This window comes from Gardnerella sp. Marseille-Q9691, from assembly GCF_046507715.1.
In the GTDB taxonomy this organism is placed as follows: Bacteria; Actinomycetota; Actinomycetes; order Actinomycetales; family Bifidobacteriaceae; genus Bifidobacterium; species Bifidobacterium greenwoodii.
In genome coordinates this window covers 650,362-672,457 of sequence record NZ_JBKFXI010000001.1, presented here as the reverse complement: position 1 = coordinate 672,457, position 22,096 = coordinate 650,362, and the positions used below count along the sequence as shown (strand labels likewise).

19 protein-coding genes are annotated in these 22,096 nt (G+C 44.6%); 17 read left to right on the top strand and 2 right to left on the bottom strand.

The annotated features are described in order from the left end of the window. Positions 1-30 precede the first annotated feature (30 nt). The 7 genes from ACLD6A_RS02710 (at position 31) to ACLD6A_RS02680 (ending at position 7,934) form a co-directional block, all read left to right on the top strand. A complete protein-coding gene (locus ACLD6A_RS02710) occupies positions 31-1,134 on the top strand; it encodes an MraY family glycosyltransferase (protein WP_410313520.1) in 1,104 nt (367 codons plus the stop codon). Between the two features lie 52 nt (positions 1,135-1,186). Beyond that, the gene (gene guaB / locus ACLD6A_RS02705; RefSeq protein ID WP_410313519.1) at positions 1,187-2,731 is read left to right on the top strand and encodes an IMP dehydrogenase; all 1,545 of its coding nucleotides are present in this window, start codon (positions 1,187-1,189) and stop codon (positions 2,729-2,731) included. 182 nt (positions 2,732-2,913) lie between these two features. Next, complete coding sequence (locus ACLD6A_RS02700) at positions 2,914-3,153, top strand: hypothetical protein (RefSeq protein WP_410313518.1); 240 nt, start codon at positions 2,914-2,916, stop codon at positions 3,151-3,153. Between the two features lie 9 nt (positions 3,154-3,162). After that, positions 3,163-3,540, top strand: a complete 378-nt coding sequence (locus ACLD6A_RS02695) for a hypothetical protein (protein ID WP_410313517.1) — start codon at positions 3,163-3,165, stop codon at positions 3,538-3,540. Positions 3,541-3,611: 71 nt separating this feature from the next. Beyond that, positions 3,612-4,319 carry an oligoribonuclease gene (gene orn, locus ACLD6A_RS02690; protein WP_410313516.1) on the top strand — a complete coding sequence of 236 codons (708 nt, stop codon included), beginning with the start codon at positions 3,612-3,614 and terminating at the stop codon, positions 4,317-4,319. Between the two features lie 99 nt (positions 4,320-4,418). Then, positions 4,419-5,876, top strand: coding sequence for a PIF1 family DEAD/DEAH box helicase (locus ACLD6A_RS02685; protein WP_410313515.1), 1,458 nt, complete (start codon positions 4,419-4,421; stop codon positions 5,874-5,876). 225 nt (positions 5,877-6,101) lie between these two features. Next, a complete protein-coding gene (locus tag ACLD6A_RS02680) occupies positions 6,102-7,934 on the top strand; it encodes a proline--tRNA ligase (RefSeq protein ID WP_410313514.1) in 1,833 nt (610 codons plus the stop codon). Between the two features lie 240 nt (positions 7,935-8,174). On the opposite strand, the gene ACLD6A_RS02675 is transcribed toward ACLD6A_RS02680, so the two are convergent. Then, the gene (locus tag ACLD6A_RS02675; RefSeq protein WP_102694603.1) at positions 8,175-8,660 is read right to left on the bottom strand and encodes a single-stranded DNA-binding protein; all 486 of its coding nucleotides are present in this window, start codon (positions 8,658-8,660) and stop codon (positions 8,175-8,177) included. Positions 8,661-8,976: 316 nt separating this feature from the next. Between ACLD6A_RS02675 and ACLD6A_RS02670 the strand changes: the two genes are divergently transcribed. After that, positions 8,977-10,008, top strand: a complete 1,032-nt coding sequence (locus ACLD6A_RS02670) for a CAP domain-containing protein (RefSeq protein ID WP_410313513.1) — start codon at positions 8,977-8,979, stop codon at positions 10,006-10,008. A 60-nt stretch (positions 10,009-10,068) separates the two neighbouring features. Here the strand turns inward: ACLD6A_RS02670 and ACLD6A_RS02665 are convergent, their stop codons facing one another. Beyond that, entirely contained in the window at positions 10,069-12,198 is a 2,130-nt protein-coding gene (locus tag ACLD6A_RS02665) for a M13 family metallopeptidase (RefSeq protein WP_410313512.1), read from the bottom strand. Positions 12,199-12,300: 102 nt separating this feature from the next. Between ACLD6A_RS02665 and map the strand changes: the two genes are divergently transcribed. From map to ACLD6A_RS02620, 9 genes are all read left to right on the top strand, one after another. Then, complete coding sequence (gene map / locus ACLD6A_RS02660; RefSeq protein WP_410296201.1) at positions 12,301-13,074, top strand: type I methionyl aminopeptidase; 774 nt, start codon at positions 12,301-12,303, stop codon at positions 13,072-13,074. Positions 13,075-13,154: 80 nt separating this feature from the next. Then, positions 13,155-14,297 carry a peptide chain release factor 2 gene (gene prfB, locus ACLD6A_RS02655; RefSeq protein WP_410313511.1) on the top strand — a complete coding sequence of 381 codons (1,143 nt, stop codon included), beginning with the start codon at positions 13,155-13,157 and terminating at the stop codon, positions 14,295-14,297. Between the two features lie 69 nt (positions 14,298-14,366). Further along, positions 14,367-15,731 (top strand): cell division ATP-binding protein FtsE, encoded by a 1,365-nt coding sequence (gene ftsE / locus ACLD6A_RS02650; protein ID WP_410313510.1) that lies wholly within the window; start codon positions 14,367-14,369, stop codon positions 15,729-15,731. Further along, positions 15,731-16,654, top strand: coding sequence for a permease-like cell division protein FtsX (gene ftsX / locus ACLD6A_RS02645; protein ID WP_410313509.1), 924 nt, complete (start codon positions 15,731-15,733; stop codon positions 16,652-16,654). The genes ftsE and ftsX overlap by 1 nt, the downstream gene beginning before the upstream one ends. A 110-nt stretch (positions 16,655-16,764) precedes the next feature. After that, positions 16,765-18,165: a CHAP domain-containing protein gene (locus ACLD6A_RS02640; protein ID WP_410313508.1), complete on the top strand. Its 1,401-nt coding sequence runs from the start codon at positions 16,765-16,767 to the stop codon at positions 18,163-18,165. Between the two features lie 129 nt (positions 18,166-18,294). Then, entirely contained in the window at positions 18,295-18,786 is a 492-nt protein-coding gene (gene smpB, locus ACLD6A_RS02635) for an SsrA-binding protein SmpB (protein WP_004136944.1), read from the top strand. Between the two features lie 236 nt (positions 18,787-19,022). Continuing rightward, complete coding sequence (locus ACLD6A_RS02630) at positions 19,023-19,934, top strand: ABC transporter substrate-binding protein (RefSeq protein WP_308582367.1); 912 nt, start codon at positions 19,023-19,025, stop codon at positions 19,932-19,934. 127 nt (positions 19,935-20,061) lie between these two features. After that, a complete protein-coding gene (locus ACLD6A_RS02625) occupies positions 20,062-21,090 on the top strand; it encodes an amino acid ABC transporter permease (RefSeq protein WP_257996380.1) in 1,029 nt (342 codons plus the stop codon). Between the two features lie 78 nt (positions 21,091-21,168). Next, positions 21,169-21,963 (top strand): amino acid ABC transporter ATP-binding protein, encoded by a 795-nt coding sequence (locus ACLD6A_RS02620; RefSeq protein ID WP_410313507.1) that lies wholly within the window; start codon positions 21,169-21,171, stop codon positions 21,961-21,963. Positions 21,964-22,096 lie beyond the last annotated feature (133 nt).

Here is a 22,096-nt window from a genome sequence, read left to right as displayed (position 1 = left end):
CGAAGTAATCGCATAGCAAAGGACGCATTCATGAGGGTATACCTGTTTATTGCAGCAATTGCAGGCGGTGCTACGTGGCTGATTACGCCGCTTGTTCGTCACCTTGCGATCCGTATGGGTGCTGTTGGCAAAGTTCGCGCGCGCGACGTGCACACGATTCCGACTCCTCGCATGGGCGGGGTGGGTATGCTTTTTGGTTTCGCAGTCGCCATGGCATTCGCAAGCTCCATGCCGTTTATTTCCGGGCTTTTTGCTGGAACTCACCAGCCGTGGGTGGTGCTTGCCGGAGCAGTCATGATATGCCTGCTTGGGGTATGCGACGACATTTGGGATTTAGACTGGATGCTTAAACTTGCCGGTCAGCTGCTTATAGCCGTGTTCGTTGCGTGGGGAGGGTTGCAAATTGTAACCTTGCCGCTAGGCTCCCTAGTAACGGCATCGCCAAGCGTATCAATCGCAATAACTGCCATACTTATTGTGGCCTCAATTAACGCAGTAAATTTTGTAGACGGATTAGACGGCTTGGCTTCCGGAATCGTCGCAATCGGCGGAATTGCCTTCGCAACATACTCATACATTCTTGCGCGCACGTCGCCATCCTACGCATCAATGGCAACTCTTATCGACGTTGCAATGGTGGGAATGTGTATCGGCTTTATTTTGCACAACTGGCATCCTGCGAAACTTTTTATGGGCGATTCCGGCTCCATGCTAATCGGCTACTTAATTACTTGCGCGTCAATTATTATGACCGGACATTTGGATCCTTCTGCCGTTCACACGAGTATTTATTTGCCTGTATTTATGCCGATTTTGCTGCCTATTTTAGTGCTGTTCCTGCCGGTTCTCGACATGTGTTTGGCGATTACGCGGCGTGTTGCTAAAGGTCAGTCGCCAATGCATCCGGATCGCATGCACTTGCATCATCGCATGTTGCGCATCGGGCATTCTGTGCAAGGTGCTGTGCTGATTTTGTGGGGATGGGCGGCGCTGATTGCGTTTGGCTCTATTATGATTCTGTTCTTTAAAGCTGTGTATGTGCTTGTTGGAATGATTCTTGCTGCTGCGTTGCTTACTGTGCTCACAATGATGCCGTACTTGCGTCGCCGCCTGCCCGAGCTTCGCAATTCGTAGCGTTTTGTGGTGCGTTTCGACAAACGTCATAGCAAAAACGTATAGTAAGCCTATGGCTACAACTGATATTAACACGGAATCCGTGTATTCTCCTGTTCCACCAATTTTCGAGAAGCTCGGTCTCGCTTATGACGACGTCCTTTTGCTTCCAAACGAAACTGATGTTATTCCGTCCGAAGTGGACACTTCCACTCGTCTGACTCGCGAAATTACCATGAAAGTACCGACTATTTCGGCAGCTATGGATACTGTTACCGAGTCTGATATGGCTATTGCTATGGCGCGTAATGGTGGCATTGGCGTACTTCACCGCAATCTTTCTATTGATGATCAGGCTGCGCAAGTTGATATTGTTAAGCGCAGCGAGTCGGGTATGATTACCGATCCGCTTACTGTTCACCCAGATGCTACGCTCGCCGATTTAGATAAATTGTGCGGGCGTTTCCATATTTCAGGCTTGCCGGTAGTAGATAGCGAAAATCGTTTAGTTGGTATTATTACCAACCGCGATATGCGTTTTATTGCTTCCGAAGACTACGATCGCTTGAAAGTGAAGGACGTTATGACGCGTGAAAATCTCGTCACTGGTCCTTCTGATATTTCTAAGGATGATGCTCACCGCTTGCTTGCGGATAACAAGATTGAAAAGTTGCCTTTGGTTGATTCTGAAGGCAAGCTTACAGGCTTGATTACTGTTAAGGACTTTGTTAAGACCGAGCAGTATCCGGATGCTACTAAGGATGATCAGGGCCGCTTGCGCGTTGCTGCTGGAATTGGTTTCCTTGGGGATGCTTGGCAGCGTGCGTGCGCGCTTATGGAAGCTGGAGTTGACGTTCTTGTGGTTGATACCGCAAACGGCGAAGCTCGCTTGGCTCTTGACATGATTCGCCGCATTAAGGCAGATAAGGCTTTTGATGGTGTGCAGATTATTGGCGGAAATATTGCAACTCGCCAGGGTGCACAAGCTATGATTGACGCTGGCGTTGACGCTGTAAAGGTTGGCGTTGGTCCAGGCTCTATTTGCACTACGCGCGTTGTTGCAGGCGTTGGCGTGCCTCAGCTTACCGCAGTTTACGACGCTGCTCAGGCTTGCAAGGCTGCTGGAATTCCATGCATTGCAGACGGTGGTATTCACTATTCCGGCGATATTGCTAAGGCTTTGGTTGCAGGTGCGGACACCGTTATGCTCGGTGGCACTTTGGCCGGCTGCGAGGAAGCTCCAGGCGAAAAGGTTCTTCTTCACGGCAAGCAGTACAAGCTTTACCGCGGCATGGGCTCGCTTGGCGCAATGGCTCCTCGTGGTAAGAAGTCTTATTCGAAGGATCGCTACTTCCAGGCAGACGTTACCAGCTCCGACAAGGTGGTTCCAGAAGGCGTTGAAGGCGAAGTTCCATATCGCGGTCCACTTAACGCTGTGCTTTACCAGCTTCTCGGCGGTTTGCACCAGTCCATGTTCTACGTTGGTGCGCACAATATTAAGGAAATGCAGGAGCGCGGCCGCTTTATTCGCATTACTGATGCTGGTCTTCGCGAATCGCATCCTCACGATATTGTGATGACTGCAGAAGCGCCAAACTACAGCGGTTTCCACAACTAAATCGCAAGTTGCGCAAGTTACGCGTATAAATCGCGTATAAATCGCAAGATTTTTGCATTAAACGGCGAAAAGTTAAGCAAGTTATCTACAACTTGCCTGCTTTTCGTCGTTTTTTGTTTTGACAAAATGGATAAAATTATTGTATAGTTAGTGGGATATCCCACTAAAAATGAGGTGATTTTGTGGAAGTAGTGAAAGATTATGACGTTCGTCTTGATAGTAAAAAGCGTGTAACTTTGCGCGGTGCTAAATACCCTTATTACAATGTTAAAGAATGCGATAATGGTTGTATTTTATTGGAGCCACGTGAGCTTACTGTTCCAAAAAGTATATCTTCCCTAACTCTTAAAAGTATGGATGAAGCAATTCGCAATTTTAAAATTGACAAAGTCTCTGAACCGGTTGATCTTTCTGGCTTTTAGGAGTAAGAAATGAACTTCAATATTAGAATGGGTATTCCAGAAATGTCTAATATGTGGGGAAGACTGCAGAAAGAGTTTCGAGAAGGAAATATAAGTAAAAAGGATCTTTCTCTTTATAAGAAATTGGGAAAGTCTCTGAAACTCTTATCTGAAAATCCAAGGCATCCAGGATTGCATACTCATGATATTGAAGAATTGACAAATAGATATGGTGTTAGAGTCTGGCAATCCTACTTGGAGAATAAAACAAGTGGTGCAATGAGAATGTATTGGGTTTATGGTCCAGATCATATGTCAATAACTATTATCGGTTTAGAGCCGCACCCTGAAGATAAGAAAAATGGAGCATATTCTAGAATTTCACTTTCTGATATGCCAGAGATGTGATTTTAGGGTCTAGTAGTCTTTATGAAGATGTAGGCTGATGGGTTCGAAAAAATATTAGGAAAGGAACGAAAATGGCTGAAGCTAAGGAAGATCTTACGTTTACGCCGGAAGAGTCGCGCTTAATTTGGATTGATTGCGAGATGACTGGACTCGATATTTTCCATGACGAATTATGCGAAGTATCTGTAGTTCCAACTGATTTTAATTTGAAAGTTCTCGACGACGGAATTGATTTAGTGATTAAGCCAAGCGACGCTGCTGTGGCTCATATGAACGATTTTGTGCGCAATATGCACACTTCTTCTGGACTTGTTGACGAGTGGAATAAAAACGGTTTGCCGCTAGAAGAAGCTCAAAAGCAGGTAGTTGAGTACGTAAAGCGCTTCCTTCCAGAGCGCGGAAAAGCTCATCTTGCTGGAAACTCAGTCGGATCCGACAAAAAGTTCCTCGATCGCTACATGCCGGATTTAATGGCAAATCTGCACTATCGCGTAATCGACGTAAGTACGTTGAAAGAGATTTCGCGCAGACTTTACCCGGACGTTTACCGCAATAAGCCGGCAAAACACGGCGGTCACCGCGCGCTCGCGGATATTATTGAGTCGATTGACGAGCTTCGTTACTACCGCGACATGATGTTCGTTCCAGCTCCAGGCCCAAACGAATCCCAAGCAAAAGCCGGCGCGCAGCATATTGAAAGCACGAGCTTGCTTCGTGCCTACGAACGCCGCGGAGAAGCGCTAGAAGACGTAAATTCCGCAGAAAAGCGTGACTATTAAATAAAGCGTGACTAAACACAGAGTGAATATTAAATAAAGCGCGATTACTAAATACAACGCGACTACTAAACGTATTAAACGCAATAAAAGGTACTGCCAATGAAGCAATCCGAAGCCTTAACCATAATCGACGCTGGCGCGAGCGCGTTCATTACCGGCGCTCCGGGTGCAGGTAAAACCTACGTATTGAACGAAGCTATTCGCGAAATGCGAAAGAACGGTTTAAGTGTTGCTGTGACTGCTTCTACTGGCATTGCGGCAACGCATTTAAACGGTCAAACAATTCACTCTTGGAGTGGTGTTGGAGTTTCAAACGCGCTTACAGATGCGCTTCTTAAAACCATTAGATCTAGGCGCGGAAAGCGTATAAAGGCCACGGACGTGCTCGTGCTGGACGAAGTTTCTATGATTCACGCGTGGCTTTTTGACATGGTTGATGAAGTATGCCGTAAAGTGCGCAAAAATCCCGCTCCTTTCGGCGGTCTCCAAGTAGTTATTTCGGGTGACTTTTTTCAGCTTCCGCCTGTAAGCACTTCTATGCGAAATCGCGACGTGTTCGAACCTAGCCCGGAGTTTATTTCTTCGCGCGAAAAGTATGCTGCAGCAGGCAAAAATCCGGAAGGCTATATTACAGAATCTTTCGCATGGGACGCTTTAAAACCTGTTGTGTGCTACTTAACTGAGCAGCATCGTCAGGATGACGGCAAGTTACTTGACGTTTTAACAGATATTCGTAGCGGTCTAGTAAGTGATGACGATAAGCAAGTGCTTTCCAGCCGTCTTGGCGAATATCCTCAAGACGACGAAGTTGCAGTGCATCTTTTCCCAACGAACTCGCAAGCAGATGGCTTAAATAATGCTAAACTTGCGCAAATTGATGCTGATACTCACGAGTTTGTGGCAACGGAAGCTGGGCCTAAAAATCTTGTTGATCGCTTAAAAAAGAATATGCTTGCTCCGGAGCGTTTAGTTTTAAAGGCTGGGGCTGCTGTGATGGCGTTGCGAAACGATCAGGAAAAGCAGTATGTAAACGGCTCGGTTGGGCGAGTGTTGCGTTTTGCGCCTGAATCTAAAGGCGGATGGCCGATTGTTGAGTTTGAAAATGGAAATATTGTGACTCTTAAGCCTGCCGCGTGGGAAATGACGGACGGCGAAACGGTTCTTGCCAGCGTAAATCAAGTGCCTCTTAGATGCGCGTGGGGAATTACGATTCATAAGTCGCAAGGTATGACGCTTGATGCTGCGGTAATGGATTTGCGTAGAACTTTCGCTCCTGGAATGGGTTACGTAGCGCTTTCGCGTGTGGAAAATCTGCAAGGTCTTTACTTAGAGGGTATTAACGAGCGCGCGTTTAGCGTTTCGGCGGATGCTGTACTTCTTGACGGATCTTTGCGCGATGCTTCAAGACGCGCGAGTGAGCTGCTTTCTAGCGAGAGTGCTTCCGCGTTTGTTGCTAAAAAATCAGATGGTGATTTTGCGGATCAGCAGGAGTTAGATCTTTTTGAAAATGCCGGCGATGGCGTTACGGACGAATTTTCTTTCGACGACGAGTTTTAGTGCGATTTTTTGTGGAACATTTGCCGGGGAATTTGCCGGTGTTTGTTGCTGTTTTGGCCGTTTTGTGGAACATTTGCCGGGAATATACACGGCGTTTGTTGTCGTTTTTGCGTATTTGGGAAACATTTGCCGGAGTTTTAACTGGGTTTTTGTTGCTGCTTTGGCTTGTTTGTTGATGTGCGTAAACAAGTGTTTATGTCCTCATGCGCAAATAGATTGGAACGCATGAATTCCAATGTACTTCGTATGTCTCAGCTGTTCCTTCGTACGCTGCGCGAGGATCCTGCAGACGCGGACGTGACTTCCGCAAAACTTATGCAGCGCGCAGGCTATATTCGTAAATCTGCTCCAGGCGTGTGGACTTGGCTTCCGCTAGGACTTAAGGTTTTAAATAAGGTTCAAGCGATTATTCGCGACGAAATCAACGGTATTGGTGCGCAGGAAGTTCACTTCCCAGCGCTTCTTCCGCGTGAGCCTTATGAGGCTACAAACCGTTGGGAAGAATACGGCGACAACATCTTCCGTCTTAAGGATCGTCATGAGGCTGACTATCTTCTTGCTCCAACGCACGAAGAAGTTTTCACGCTTCTCGTTAAGGATATGTATTCTTCTTACAAGGATTTGCCTGTTACTTTGTACCAGATTCAAACGAAGTATCGCGACGAATTCCGCCCGCGCGCTGGCCTTATTCGCGGCCGCGAGTTTATTATGCAGGATGGTTATTCGTTCTCGATTGACGAAGATGGTTTGAAGTCTGCTTACGTTGAGGAGCGTGCCGCTTACGCTCGTATTTTCGACCGTTTAGGTATTAAATACGTGATTGTTCACGCTGTTTCCGGCCCAATGGGTGGCTCTGATTCCGAAGAGTTCTTGGCTCCAATGCCAATTGGCGAAGATACTTTTGCGCTCGCACCTTCCGGAAAAGCTTGGAATGTTGAGGCTCTTACCACTCCAGAAATGCAAGATGTTGATTACTCAGCAACTCCTGCAGCAGAAGCTCTCGAAACTCCAGACGCTAAGACGATTGAAGCTTTGGTTAAAGTTTCTAACGATTTGCATCCTCGCGAAGATGGCCGCGATTGGCAAGCAAGCGATACTTTGAAGAACCTTATTATTGCTGTTAAGCATCCGGCAGACGCTGAAGGCGGAGAGCATGAGGAGCCATGGCGCGAAATCGTTGCTATTGGTATTCCAGGTGATCGCCAGGTAGATATGAAGCGTCTCGAGGCTCAGTTTGCTCCTGCGGAAATAGAAGAAGCAACTGAGGATGATTTGAAGTCTCATCCTGAGTTTGTTAAGGGCTACATTGGCTTTAGCGTATTAGGTCCTCAAGCTCGCAAAGAGGGTAGGGGTATTGCAAATCCTGTTCGCTACTTGATGGATGCTCACGTTGCAAAGGGAAGCGCCTGGATTACAGGAGCTGACGAAGACGGAAAGCACGTTTACAACGCTGTTTACGGCCGCGATTTTGAGGCGGACGGTGTTGTTGAAGCAGCCCAGGTTCGCGATGGCGATATGAGCCCAGATGGTTCCGGTCCGTTGAGCTTCGAACGCGGTGTGGAAATCGGCCAGGTGTTCCAGCTTGGCTTAAAGTATTCTAAGGCTTTGGGCTTAAGCGTTCTTAACGAAAACGGTAAGGCTGTGCCGGTTTGGATGGGCTGCTACGGCATTGGCGTTAGCCGCGTAATTGCATGCTTGGCAGAAACGCATCACGATGACGCTGGTCTTGCATGGCCTATGGCAATTGCTCCAGCTCAAGTTCATGTTGTTGCAACAGGCAAGGATCAGGTTGCTTTCGACGCTGCTGAAAAGGTTGTTGAAGAGCTTAGCAAGCAGGGCATCGAAGTAATCTTTGACGACCGTCCAAAGGTTTCTCCAGGCGTAAAGTTCAAGGATGCTGAGCTTGTTGGTGTGCCGCTGATTGCTGTTGCTGGTCGCGATACAGTGAACAATGGCACTATTGAAATCCGCAATCGCGATGGCTCAGACGTTGAGGCAGTTCCAGTTGACGAAGCTGCTGCTCGAATCGTATCTCGCGTAAACGATTTGCTTAAGTAACGACCTGTTTTACAATTTGCCGCCAGGAATACTACTATTCTTGCGCGCGACGACCTGCCGAAGCGCTTAAAGCGTAGCGCGCGAAGGCAATTCGGAGCGGAAACTCGCTTAAGTTGGAAGTCCGGGGGACTTCCAACGCGAGTTTCGTAGCGAGCGCGTTATTTGCGCGAGCGCCCCGCGCTCAGTGCGAAAAATCTCAAATCTCCACCACGCTAAGAGCAAAATATTTGTACGTTTTTCTTAGATATCAGCATCACCTCCATATTCGTCGTCCGTGCTGTCTGAGTGAGAGTCAGTACGTTCTATTTTTTCGCTTTGTGACTGATTGCTGTCTTTCGTCTGTCCGTTTTTGGCAGTATCAGCGTTTCTTTTTGTAAATTGCGTAGTTCCGCGATTTAAATCGTGTCCAATAGCAGAAGCTTCCAAAATTACGCGATTATAATCGTTTCCATCTTTTGTCCAGCTTTCTGTACTCAAGTTGCCGTATACAACGATTGCATCGCCTTTATGAACGCTTTTTAGCACGTTTGAAGCCAAAGTCCTATACGCTTTCACAGTCATCCAAGTAGTTGGACGCTCATGCCATTGCTGCTCGTCGTTACGGTAATATGATTGCGTGCTCGCGATTCGTAGCGAACAAGCCGGAGAATTTTCACTTCGCCCAAAGCTTACAGGCTCAGCACCTACGTATCCACTAATAGTCACGGTTGACTGTTGTTGTGCCATATTTCATAGTCCTTTCACAAATTGGACTGCAGCCATTTCAGCCCCGAAATACAGAGCCATCATTGCCTCTGAGCTTCGCAGCCACGAGGAAATGCCGCAGTAATAACAACTATGAACTTTGCGCAACAACTTTGCCAGCAAACTTTTCTATTGTGGTTAAAACCTAGGTTTTATCCACAATGTAATTGATCTCTTGACTACAGCAAAATACGTATTAAACGCTCAACAATTAACTGTGCATACGTAATAATTCCTCATTGCAGGGTAGTATTGAGCAAACGTATTGAAAATATTGAATGCAGTGAAGAAGATATTTATGGTGGAAAATAATCAGCAATATGCAAAGCATAAATCTAATATGCGCATAAGTTGGGTTAGTATCCTTGTTATTTCTGCTGTATGCCTAGCTGCATGTGGAATATCGCAAAATTTTGCTGATTTTACTTTAGAAAATTCTAAGGCATATCATCATGCGTATCATCAAAATCCAATAATTCAAACAACTAATTCTGCTTCTTCTGCAGCTTTTATTCAGTCAAGTAATGTAGCGCGTTACGTTCTTTCTTCTATTCGAAACGCAAGATCTAGGCTTTACGATGATCGCAGCACGTATTTTAATGGCGTTCCTTTGCAAGATTACGTGAGTCGCTACGGTCTTACTAAAGAAGCGTATGTTAATAATATTCAGTACGATTCTGCAAATGAAGAGGATGCTTTCCGTCGCGCGCAAGAAACCGCTCAGCATGGGCAGTTTGGCCATTTTGGCCCAGATGGTGTGAGCGAGCCTGATTACACTGGCCGAAAGGCGTGGGGTGAAAATTTAAGTTGGGGTGTGGATCTTGCTGGTTCTATGCAATTGTGGATTCAAGATGAAGAGTCGGCTTTGCGTGCAACCGGCGGAAGTTTTAACGAAGATAATGGCCATTTGTATCAGATTTTGAATCCTAGCAATATTTCTTTCGGTTACGGAGAGGCTTCGGGCGGCCCTTATGGTGTTGTTGGAGCGTTGACACTGTCGGAATATAACGGTGATATTGATTATCCGGATGGCAAGATTGGTCCAGAATCTCCCGAAGAGCAAAAAAAGCGTGCTGAAGAGGAGCGAAAGAAGAAGGAAGAGCAGAAGCGTAAAGACGAGGAAGCTAAGAAGAAAAAAGCTTTGGCTAAAAAGAAGCATTTGAAGCATAAGCATCATAAAAAGTTAGCGAAAGCTATGAAGAAAAATGCTTCAACGTATAAATTTATTGTGATTATTTCTGTGATTTTAAGCGTGCTTGTTTTGTGCGCAATTGCAGCGGTAGCTTGGATTTTCTTAAGACGAAGGCTAATTTCTAAAAATAGTAAATAATAAGCCTGCAAACGTTTAAATAAAACGCGTGCAGGCTTATTTATATGCAGTTATTATGCTTTACCAAATGTGTACGCGCTCAGCAGGGTCGAGCCACATTTCGTCGCCTTCTTTAACGCTGAAAGCATCGTAGAACAAGTCTACGTTTCGAGCAATGCCGTTAGTTCGGCATTCGGCTGGGGAGTGCGGGTCGATTTGAAGCAGCTGTTCCGCAATCTCGTTACGAGCTTTGGAACGCCAAACCAACGCGTAGCTTAAGAAGAATCGTTGCAAAGCAGTGAAGCCATCAATTTTAGGAGCGTTCAGCAAAGTTTCGCGAATCGCATCTTCACTTCCGTCGATTTCTTGTCCCTTGCTCTTTTGCAAAGCAAAAGCGTATGCTTTAAGCGCAATAGTCACGCCGCTTAAATCGCCAATATTTTCGCCGATTGTTAAAGCGCCATTTACGTGAGGCATCGCATTGCGCTCTTCTTTGCTCTTCAAGTGAGAGTATTTAACAATCAGCTGCGTTGGTGTGAAAGCATTGTATTGCTCAATAAGCTTTTTAGTGCGTTCAGTGAAGTTGGTTTTGTCTTCTTCAGTCCACCAATTGTTGAGTACGCCGTCGCCGTCGTATTCGCAACCTTGATCGTCAAAACCGTGACCGATTTCGTGACCAATTACAGCACCAATAGCGCCGTAATTTGCTGCGTCTGGAGCGCTTGGGTTAAAGAATGGTGGTTGCAAAATTGCAGCTGGGAACACGATTACGTTCAGAAGAGGATCGTAGTAAGCGTTCACAGTTTGCGGAGTCATCTGCCATTCTTCGCGATCCACAGGATTTCCAGCTTTTGCAGTATTCCTACCAAAACCAAATCGAGAAACTTCGCGCATGTTATCAACTAAACCAGCGTTTTCCTTAATGTTTAACGCAGAATAGTCAACCCAATGATTCGTGTAACCAATATTTGGCTCAAACTTGCTAAGCTTTTCCAAAGCCTTCGCCTTAGTCTCCTCGCCAAGCCAACTGCTGTGCGAAATCGACTCGCGGTAAGCGTTAATAAGATTGTTAACTAATTCTTGCATATACTTTTTAGAAGACTCAGGGAAGTGCAAGCGCACATATTCGCGGCCAACTTCCTCACCGCAAGAATCGTCAACAACTCCAACTGCTCGCTTCCAGCGGTCGCGCTGCTTTGTTGCTCCCGAAAGCACCTTGCCGTAGAAGTCGAATCGCGCTTCTGCAAAATCTTCACTTAGCAAGCTTGCCCAGCACAAAATTACGTGCACGCGCGCCCAAAGCTTCAAATCTTCTAATTCTGCTTCCTGCCAAATCTTATTCAATCCTTCTATAAAGCTTGGCTCGTGAACTACTACTTTGCTAAAAGCTTCACGAAGGTTGATTGGTTGATGTTCTGCTTCTTCGCAAGTGTCGTACGATTTTTGTGCAGCATCTAAGAAGGCATCGAGATTAAGTGCTTCAAGCTTTTTTGCCAAATCTGCATAATTGCAAGGATTATAAGTTTTTTGAGAATCGCGAGTTGCTACGTTATCCCAATGCTTGCTTGCAATCTGCGTTTCAACATTCAAAAAACGCTCGGCTTGCGCTTGGGTAGTAGCGCTATCTCCGTAACCTGCCAAGCGCAGCAGCGAAGCTACCATTTTTACGTATTCAGCGCGAATTGGAGCATAATTGTCTTCGCGATAGTATGCTTCGTCTGGCAGGCCCAATCCCGACTGCTCAATATGCATAATATTCGTCTTAGGATCTTTAGGATCTCCGTAAACGCCAAAATAGAACATTGCATCAGGCCCGCCGTATGGGTTAAGCGCGCCAATAGTGCGAACCAAATCTTCCTTACTGTTAGCCGCATCAACAGCGTCTAAATCGCTTTTAATTGGCGTAATTCCAGCTTTTTCAATAGCTGCAGTATCCAAATAGTTATGGTATAAAGCTTGAGATTTTTTAGCTGAGCAATCTTCGCTTTCTAAAATATCTCGAATTTGCGTCTCTGCATCTTCTGCAAGCTTGTGGAAAGCACCGTACATTGGTTTGTCTTCTGGAAGAGTGTAAGTGTCAATCCAAGGACCGTTTATGTAACGGAACAAGTCGTCTTGTGGACGAATAACCGACGAGAAGGAGGCTGGGTCAAAATCTACAGCAGAAATTTCCTTCTGTGATTCTTTATTATTTTCATTGTTATTAAGCATGAATTTAGCTTACAAGTATTAAGCGACACTATTAGCTAGTATTTTCGCAATATTTTCGCCATATTTTGCGCTATTTTCGTGCCTGCGCGTTAGTCTTGAAGCATGATTGAACTGAAAACTCCATCTGAAATTGAAGCGATGAAACCTGCAGGTCGCTTCGTTGGTAATATTCTTAAAGACTTAAAAGCAATGACAAAAGTTGGCACGAATCTTCTTGAAATTGATGACTTTGTTCGCCAACGCATTATGAGCCGCAAAGGTGCGTCTTCTTGCTATGTTGATTACGCTCCTGATTTTGGAACTGGTCCTTTTGCGCACTATATTTGCACGTCTGTAAACGATGCCGTTCTTCACGGAGTTCCATACGATTACAACCTTAAAGATGGTGATTTATTAACTCTTGACTTGGCAATTAACGTAGACGGCTGGGTTGGAGATTCCGCTATTAGTTTCGTGGTTGGAAAGCATGCAGATCCTGAGGATTTGCGCTTGATTAAGTGCACTGAGGAAGCTTTGGAGGCTGGCATTAACATGGCTCAGCCTGGCAACCGTCTTGGCGATATTTCTGCAGCTGTTGGTTGCGTTGCTCACGAGTACGGCTACAGCGTAAATCTTGAGTTTGGCGGTCACGGAGTCGGTCATATTATGCATGGCGATCCGCACGTTCCTAACGATGGCACTGCTCACCACGGTTACAAGCTTCGCCCAGGTTTAGTTATTGCAATTGAGCCATGGTTCTTAAAGACTACTGACGAAATTTACCAGGATCCTAAGGACGGTTGGACTCTTCGCTCTGCTGATGGTTCTCGCGGTGCTCACAGCGAGCACACGATTGCAATTACGGAGAATGGTCCTGAAATTTTGACCGTACGCTAAACTTATCAATGGTTGATTTTGTAAGTATTTTGCGAGTAGTAATTGCGTAAAACAAGTATATAAAGAGGTACTTTAAGTAAATGGCGGAATTTGATTTTGCACAGGCGCTACGCGATGTTGAATCAAAGTATGCTTCGATTGAGAAGGCTTTAGACGTCGATTCGTTGAAGGCTACGATTGCTGATTTAGAAAAGCAGGCTGCTGAGCCTGGGCTTTGGGATGATTCTGAGCATGCTCAGCAGGTTACGAGTAAGCTTTCCGCGGCTCAATCTCAGTTGAAGCGTTTGCAAGCTGTAGATCAGCGCATTGATGATACTAAGACTTTAATTGAGCTTGGCCAAGAAGAAGGCGATGCTGATTCTATGAGCGAGGCTCAAGAAGAGCTTGGAAATATTGCTCACGAGTTGGACGATATGGAAGTTCAGACTCTTCTTGACGGCGAGTACGACGCTCGTTCTGCAGTTGTTACGATTCGCTCTGGTGCTGGCGGCGTGGATGCTGCTGATTTTGCTCAAATGCTTCTTCGTATGTACTTGCGTTGGGCTGAGCGAAACGGCTACAAAACTAAGATGATGGACACATCTTATGCGGAAGAAGCTGGTATTAAATCCGCAACTTTCCAAGTGGATGCCCCGTACGCGTATGGTCGTCTTTCTGTAGAAGGTGGCACTCACAGAATGGTTCGTATTTCGCCATTCGACAATCAAGGCCGTCGCCAAACTGGCTTTAGCGCAGTGGAAGTAATTCCTTTGGTTGAAGCTACGGATCATATTGATATTCCAGATTCGGATATTCGCGTGGATACTTTCCAGGCTTCAGGGCCAGGAGGTCAGGGCGTGAACACTACGTATTCTGCTGTTCGTATTACGCATTTGCCAACCGGCTTAGTTGTTTCTATGCAAGATGAGCGAAGCCAGATTCAAAACCGCGCAGCTGCAATGGCTGTTTTGCAATCGCGTTTGCTTGTGCTTAAGCACGCTGAGGAAGCTGCAAAAAAGAAGGAACTTGCTGGAGATATTAAGGCAAGTTGGGGAGACCAAATGCGCTCCTACGTGCTTCATCCATACCAGATGGTGAAGGATTTGCGCACTGGTTACGAAACTTCGCAAACTCAGGCTGTTTTTGACGGCGATATTGACGGTTTTATTGAAGCTGGCATTCGTTGGCGTCACGAGCAGCGAGTTGAGGCTCAAAAAGAAGCTGAAAAAGAAGCAGAAAAATAATCCTAAACTAAAGCTAAATCTAGAACTAAAAACCAATAATTACACATAATCTTCGGAAGGATTGAAACAATGTCGCTAATTTCATTAGATCATGTGTCAAAAATATATCCGAGAGGTACGCGCCCTGCATTAGACAATGTGTCTTTGCATGTTGATCGCGGAGATTTTGTGTTTCTTGTTGGTGCTTCTGGCTCTGGCAAAACCACATTGCTTAGTTTGCTGCTTCGCGAAGAAGAAGCAAATGGTGGAGAAATTCACGTTGCTGGTAACGATTTGCGCAGACTTTCTAACCGTCAGGTTCCACAGTATCGCAGATCTCTTGGATTTATTTTCCAGGATTATAAGCTGCTTAATAATAAAACAGTTTATCAAAATGTTGCTTTTGCTTTGGAAGTAATCGGCACTAGTAGGGCGACTATTCGCTCGCTTGTGCCTCGCGTGCTAGAAACTGTTGGATTAACCGGTAAGGAAAATAATTATCCGCATGAGCTTTCTGGTGGTGAGGCTCAGCGTGTGGCTATTGCTCGCGCGTATGTAAATCATCCTCAAATTATTCTTGCAGATGAGCCTACTGGTAATTTGGATCCAACTACTTCTCTTGGAATTATGGAAGTTTTGGATGCTATTAACAGAACTGGCACAACAATTGTTATGGCTACGCATAATGAGGAGATTGTGAACTCAATGCGTAAGCGCGTTGTGGAACTTCACGAGGGTAAGATTGTTCGAGATGAGCGCGAAGGTTCTTACGATTCTGCTCTTTACTTCCCGGATTCAGATGTTGAACAAAAGTCTAAAGCTCAGCAGTCTGTTGAAAAAAATAGTGAAGAGGCTGAAATTTCAGCTTCAAGCAATCAGCCTGAAAATACTGAACGTCATAAGCGACTTTCTAAAAAAGCTCAACGTGCGCAGCAGGCTCGCGAAACTGTTGATATTGTTACGCAATCTCTTCAAAGTGACACGGCAGAAAATGATGGTATTGCGCGCCTTGCTCAGTCTGTTCATTCTGGAAGAACTGGACGCTACGGCGAAGTGTTCCAGTCTTTGGAAACAACAATGACTTGGGGAAGAGGATTGGTTACTACAAACGATAAAGACGTTGAAGAGGATGTTTCAGAAGTTGATATTTCGGAAGATAATAAAGAATCCGCTGAAGCTGCAGAAACTGTTGAATCCACTGAATCTCATGAAACTCATGAATCTACTGAAAGTTCTGAAGTGAGTGAAAAATCGCAATCTGAAACTAGCGAGGAGTCGCAATCTGTAGCAGAAAATCATTCACAATCTGATTCTGAATCTGATAGTAAGTCTCAGCTCCCTCCTATGCCTCCAGCTCCACCTAAGCCATCTGTTGCGGCTGCAAATACTAATAATGAGAACATTAGTGTTGACGATAGCAATAATGACACTAATAAAACTGAAGGAGCAGAGTAATGCGTTTAAGATTCATTTTTTCCGAAACATGCATTAGTTTACGCCGTAACGTTTCAATGATTCTTTCCGTTATGCTCGTAACTTTTATTTCCTTCCTTTTTATTGGTGCTTCTGTGTTAATGCAGGCTCAAATTACCAAAGCTAAGGGCGACTGGTACGACAAGGTTGAGGTTGTTGCATGGCTTTGCCCGGATGGAACTAGCCAATCTCCTTCCTGTGCTTCTGGAAAAGCTCCAACAAACGCTGAAATAGTAAAGCTTGAGCATGTTATTCACCAAGAATTAGGCGATGACGTTTCAAATATCACTTACGTAAGTCGTAACGAATTTTATAAAAATACCTTCCTAAAGCAGTATCCTAACGGAATGTATCAGGGTAGAACTCTTACAGCCGCAGATATGCAGGATTCACTTCGCTTAAAACTTACTAATCCTATGAAATACCAGGTTGTTTCGGAAGTTCTTTCTGGGCGAGATGGCGTGGAAGAGGTTGTTGATCAACGACAAATTTTCGACCCTGTTTTCAGCGTTCTTAATAGAGCTACAGTAGTTACGATTGTTCTTGCTGCAGTTATGGTTGTTGTGGCCATTATGCTTACAGGCACTACGATTCGTATGTCTGCAGCTAGTCGCCGTCAAGAAACTGAGATTATGCGTTTAGTTGGCGCTTCTAACTGGACTATTCGCATGCCGTTTATTCTTGAGGGTGCTTTCGCTTCCTTCGCTGGATCTTTGCTTGCGGGCGCGGCATTAAGCTTGGTTGTAGAAGTGTTTGTAACTGATTGGCTTGCGCAAAATGTTCGTTGGATGCCATTTATAACGCAGTCTACTGTGTGGTTGTGTGTTCCAATGCTTGTTGCTGGAGCTGTTGTGCTTTCTGTAGTAGCTTCTGCTATTGCTTTAAGACGATACTTAAAGGCGTAAGTTAAATTATTTGCGTAAAAAATTCAAAAAAACTAAAAAATTTAGAAAAACTCGCGTGATTCCTTACTTAACGCTATAATTCGCATTAGTAACGTGGAAAGGGAAGTAATATGAGCGTAACTCGACGTAGCATGTGCAATAGGCACAATCGTATAATAGTTAGCTTGGTTGTTTCCGTTGCTATGCTGCTTAGTGGCATTGTTGGCTCGTTATTAACTGCTGATACTGCTAGCGCTGTTAATATGAACGAATACAGGCGTAAAGTGCAGAGGAACGAGAATCTAAAGCGTCAGCTTTCTGGTGTTAATAAGCAGCTGGCAAAGAAGATTCTTGAGCTTAATGATTTGAATGAGCGTCAAATTCCAGGCCAGGTTCGTGCGGCTCAGCAGGCTGAAGAGCAGGCTGCTCAAGCGCGTAGTCTTGCAGAATCTACTCAGCAAAGATTAGAGTCTGCTCAAAAAGATAAGCGCGATTTGGAAGAAAAAATTAAGAAAACTGGCGCCGATTTTGACGATGCAAAAGCTGCTGTAGCTCAACTTGCTCGTAAGAGTTTCCACGGTTCTCAAGCCTCCGATGTTATGAATATCGTTACGAAGTCAACAACTACTGAGCAGTTTGTTGGCAAACTTCAGTCTGAAGCTGCAGTTGCTCGTAGCGAGGCAAACGCTGCAAACGATGCTGCAGTTAAATTAAATACTTCTATGAATCGTCGTCAGCGTTTGGCTGCTATTGAAACGGAAATCGCAAAACTTAAGCAGCAGGCCGATACTCAGGCTCAAAGCGCGCAGATTGCTGCTAAAGCTGCTAACGATCGCAGAAAGTCGTTGCAAGATTTGCGAGATCAGGGCGAAAATATTCGTAAGCAGCTTGAAAGTCAAAAAAGTAGTTTAACTACACAGTCTGCTCGTGAAGCTGCAGAAATTGTGGCAATGAAGTCTGCTATTGACGCTCAGGCTCGCGCTCTTGCAAACAAGTCATTTGCTCGCGCTGATCCTAATGCTGGAAATCGTCAGCAGGTTAGGGGAGCTGGAACTAATGCTTCTTTGCCACCAATGCAGCTTTCCGATGGTGCTGCTAACGGCATGAATTACACTGTTCCTGGCAATTGCCCTGAAGGAGCTAAGTTCTGCTACGGTCATAATACTGGCAATTCTGTTGGCGGTTCTGCTTATCCTGCTCGTCAGTGCACATTGTGGGCTTATTTGCGTAGGTCTCAGCTTGGTTTGCCAGTTGGATCGTATATGGGTAATGGTGCCGAGTGGGCGAATACTGGTCGTCGATTAGGGTATTTAGTTAATCGTACTCCACACGTTGGTGCTGTTATGGTGTTTGCTCGCGGCCAGCGCGTTGGTAACTGGACTGCAGACTGGCAGTATGGTCACGTTGCTGTTGTTGAGCGTGTTAATGCGGATGGTTCAGTGCTTATTTCTGAAGGCGGCACCGGATTCTCAACATTCCCAGCGTACGAAACTATTTACAATCCAGGCGACTACGAGTACGTGCATTATTAAAGTTCATAAGACGCGTACAAGTAGTTTGTGCGTGTCTTAAAAAATAAGCTTGAAGACTCAAGTGCGCTTGCCATAAGATAGAAGTCTTATGGCAAGTTTTGTTTGTGGTCTTAGTATTGGAGGGGAGTTATGGCAAATAAACCTGCTCAAGATGGTACGGTTACTGTAGCTCAAAATCGTAAGGCTCATCATGACTACGCTATTGAAGATTGCTACGAAGCTGGTCTTGCTCTTACCGGAACGGAAGTTAAGTCCTTGCGCGAAGGTCGAGCTTCTTTAGCGGAATCTTTTGTAAATATTGATCGTCGCGGTGAAATGTGGCTTGAGGGGGCTAATATTCCTGAGTATTTGAACGGTACTTGGAATAATCATGCGCCAAAGCGTAAACGCAAGCTGCTTCTTCATGCGGCTCAAATAGCTAAACTTTCTAGGCAGACTGAAGCAAAAGGATATACTGTAGTTCCGTTGCGTCTGTATTTTAAGGGAAGCTATGTGAAAGTTGAGATTGCTTTGGCGCGCGGTAAGAAGGAATTTGATAAGCGCGAGGCTTTGCGTGAGGAGCAAGATAAGCGCGAGGCTTTGCGTGCTATGCGTTACCGTAATTTGCGCGCTCGTGAGTAGTTTTGGTCGCAAGTAATTTGCGCGCTCAATAATCATCTCAACGCGACACGCCACATATTATACATTATTGCGAATAATATGCGTCATATTTTTTCGGAAAGTCAACTATTTTGCTAATAAGCAGTATGTTTATTTCAGTATATACACTATTTTGCATAAACAGTTGTGAAAATAGTAGGGTTATCGTGTATAGTTATACGCATCACTGAAAATTATTAGATTTACGGAGAAGAAAAATGTTCAAATCAATTAAACCTATTGCTGCCGTTGCTTCTTTAGTTTTGATTGGCACTATTGCCGCCTGCGGTCCTGCTGATTCCAAGCAGAATGCAGATCCAGATGTTGCCAGAAGCTACGACGTAAGCAATGTTCAAAAAGATGATGCAGTAGCAGCTTTGGTACCAAAAGCAGTAGCTAAAACAGGCGAGCTTGTTGTTGGTGTAAACGTTAGCTATGCTCCTGCAGAATTCTTCGCTGCTGACGGCAAAACACCAGTCGGTTACGAAATTGATTTTTCTAAAGCTTTGGCAAAGGTTATGGGCTTGAATGCTAAGATTGTTCACGCTCAATTTGACTCCATTATTCCTGCAATCGGCAGCAAATATAACGTCGGTATTTCCGGTTTTACTGTTAATGCTGAACGTATGAAGTCCGTTGACTTTGTTACTTACGCAAACGCTGGCTTGTCTTTCGAAGTACGTAAGGGAAATCCTACTAAGGTAGACACAAAGAATCTTTGCGGCAAAAAAGTAACTTTGGAAACTGGCACAGTTGGCGAGCCTATTATGGAAGAAGCTAAAAAGAAGTGCGCTGCGAATAACGATAAGCCTCTTGAAATCATGAGCTTTAAAGAGCAGACTGACGCAACTACCGCTCTTCTTTCTGGTCGTGCAGACGTTATGTATGCAGATACTCCAGTAGCTGGTTACGCTGCTATTAAGAACGCTGGAAAGCTTGAAATTCTTGAAAACAGCAAGGATGCAGAGCCAATGGGCGCTGCTGTTAAGAAGGGCGATGCTGCAATGCTTAAGGCTGTTAAGGCTGGCATTGATAAGCTTATGAAGTCCGGGATTTACAAGGATATTTTGAAGAAGTGGGGCGTTGAAAACGTTGCTATTAAGGAAGCTGTAGTTAATCCTAAGCTTTAATAAGCTTTAATAAGCTTTAGTAGCATCTTAATCTCACTTATTTCTATGCAAATTTACCGTTTATAACATTAAATGGTAAATTTGCATTACTTTATATAATTTATAAATATTCATATAAACGAAAACTATGGAGAATATGTTGAACTCTTTAACCGCGAACTCTTCTGACGCTAATTTTTCTGACTCAAGCTCTAGCACAGTTCAAGCTGAACGTATTTTGCCTGTTAAAAAGCCGGGTCCTATTATTGCCGGCATAATCGTAGCAGTAATTGCATGCTCGCTACTATACGGAATTGTTACAAATCCTCGCTTCGAGTGGGATGTTGTAGGCATATATTTGATTAGCAATAACGTTTTTTATGGCATTGGTTGGACTCTTCTTTTGACTTTGCTTGCTATGGTTATTGCGATTGTGTTGGCTGTTGGTTTGGCTATGATGCGTAAGAGTGTTAACCCGGTTTTGCGTGGGTGTGCTTGGTTCTTTATTTGGTTTTTCCGTGGTACGCCTGTTTATACGCAGCTTGTTTTTTGGGGTATGTTTGCGGTTCTTGTTCCTAAGTTGAGTTTGGGTATTCCGTTTACTTCTGTGGAGTTTTTCTCTATTGATTCTAATGTTGTTATGACTTCTCTTACGGCTGCGGTTGTTGGTTTGTCTTTGAATGAGGCTGCGTATTTGTCTGAGATTGTTCGTGCTGGTTTGGAGGCTGTTGATGCTGGTCAGGTTGAGGCTTCTAAGGCTTTGGGTATGTCTCGTTCTTTGATGATGCGTCGTGTGATTCTTCCTCAGGCTATGCGTATTATTGTTCCGCCTTTGGGTAATGAGACTATTGGTATGCTTAAGACTACTTCTTTGGTTTTGGCTGTGCCTTTTACTCTTGAGCTTCAGTTTGCTACGAATGCTATTGCGAATCGTATTTATAAGCCGATTCCGCTTCTTCTTGTTGCTAGTATTTGGTATTTGGTTATTACTTCTGTGTTGATGGTGTTGCAGTCTATGTTAGAAAAGCATTTCGGCAAAGGCTTCGAAGCGCGAGATATTGTAAAACATGCGCAATTAGACACAGATGCGGATCAGCGCGGCGACAAATCTTTGCACGCTAAGCAGAAAAATGTTAAAGGGCGTAACGACGCGGCTATGTTGGGCTTTAACGCCTAGTGGTAGCATTGCTTCATATACGAAATTTTGGTGAATAACATGAGTAATACTTTAGAAAATTACAATGAGGGAGCGAATATGACTATTAAAAATAACGAAAGCAATCTTCCCGCAGTAATCTTAAGCAACGTACAGAAATCATTCGGTAGTCTTAGCGTATTAAAAAATATTAATATAACCGTTAATCCTGGCACGGTAACTGTTATTTTAGGACCTTCAGGATCTGGTAAATCAACCTTATTGCGCTTAATCAATCAGCTTGAAACTCTTAGTGCTGGAAGTATTAGCATTTATGGCGAGCGCATTGGTGTAAAAAAAGTAACGCATAAAGGAGAGGAATGTCTTCAAGCTCTTAGCGATAAAGAGATTTCTAAGCAGCGTTCGAAGCTTGGAATGGTTTTCCAGCGTTTTAACTTATTCCCTCATATGACGGCATTGGAAAATGTTATGGAGGCTCCTGTTCACGTGTTGGGAATGAGTAAGCAGGAAGCTCACGATTTAGCAATTGAAGAGCTTAAACGAGTCGGCATGGCTGAGCGAATGAATCATTATCCTGCTGAGCTTTCTGGCGGCCAGCAGCAGCGTGTTGCAATTGCGCGCGCTCTTGCTATGAAGCCGGCAATTATGTTATTTGATGAGCCGACTTCTGCTCTTGACCCTGAGCTTGTTGGTGAAGTTTTGAATGTTATGCGAAATCTTGCAAAAGATGGTATGACAATGATTGTTGTAACGCACGAAATTGGTTTTGCGCGTGAAGTTGCAGATCAAGTAGTATTTATGGATGATGGAATGGTTGTAGAGTGCGGAACTGCTGATATTATTGACAATCCGCAAACTAATCGTTTCAAAGATTTCTTGCATCACGTGCTTTAAAACTTTTACGAAGCTTTTACGAAGCTCCTAAAAGCCGCAGTAAAGTTGCAGTAAAGCCGCAGTAAAGTTGCAGTAAAGCCGCAGTAAAGCCGCAGTAAAGACGCAGTAAAGACGCAGTAAATCTTTTATAAAA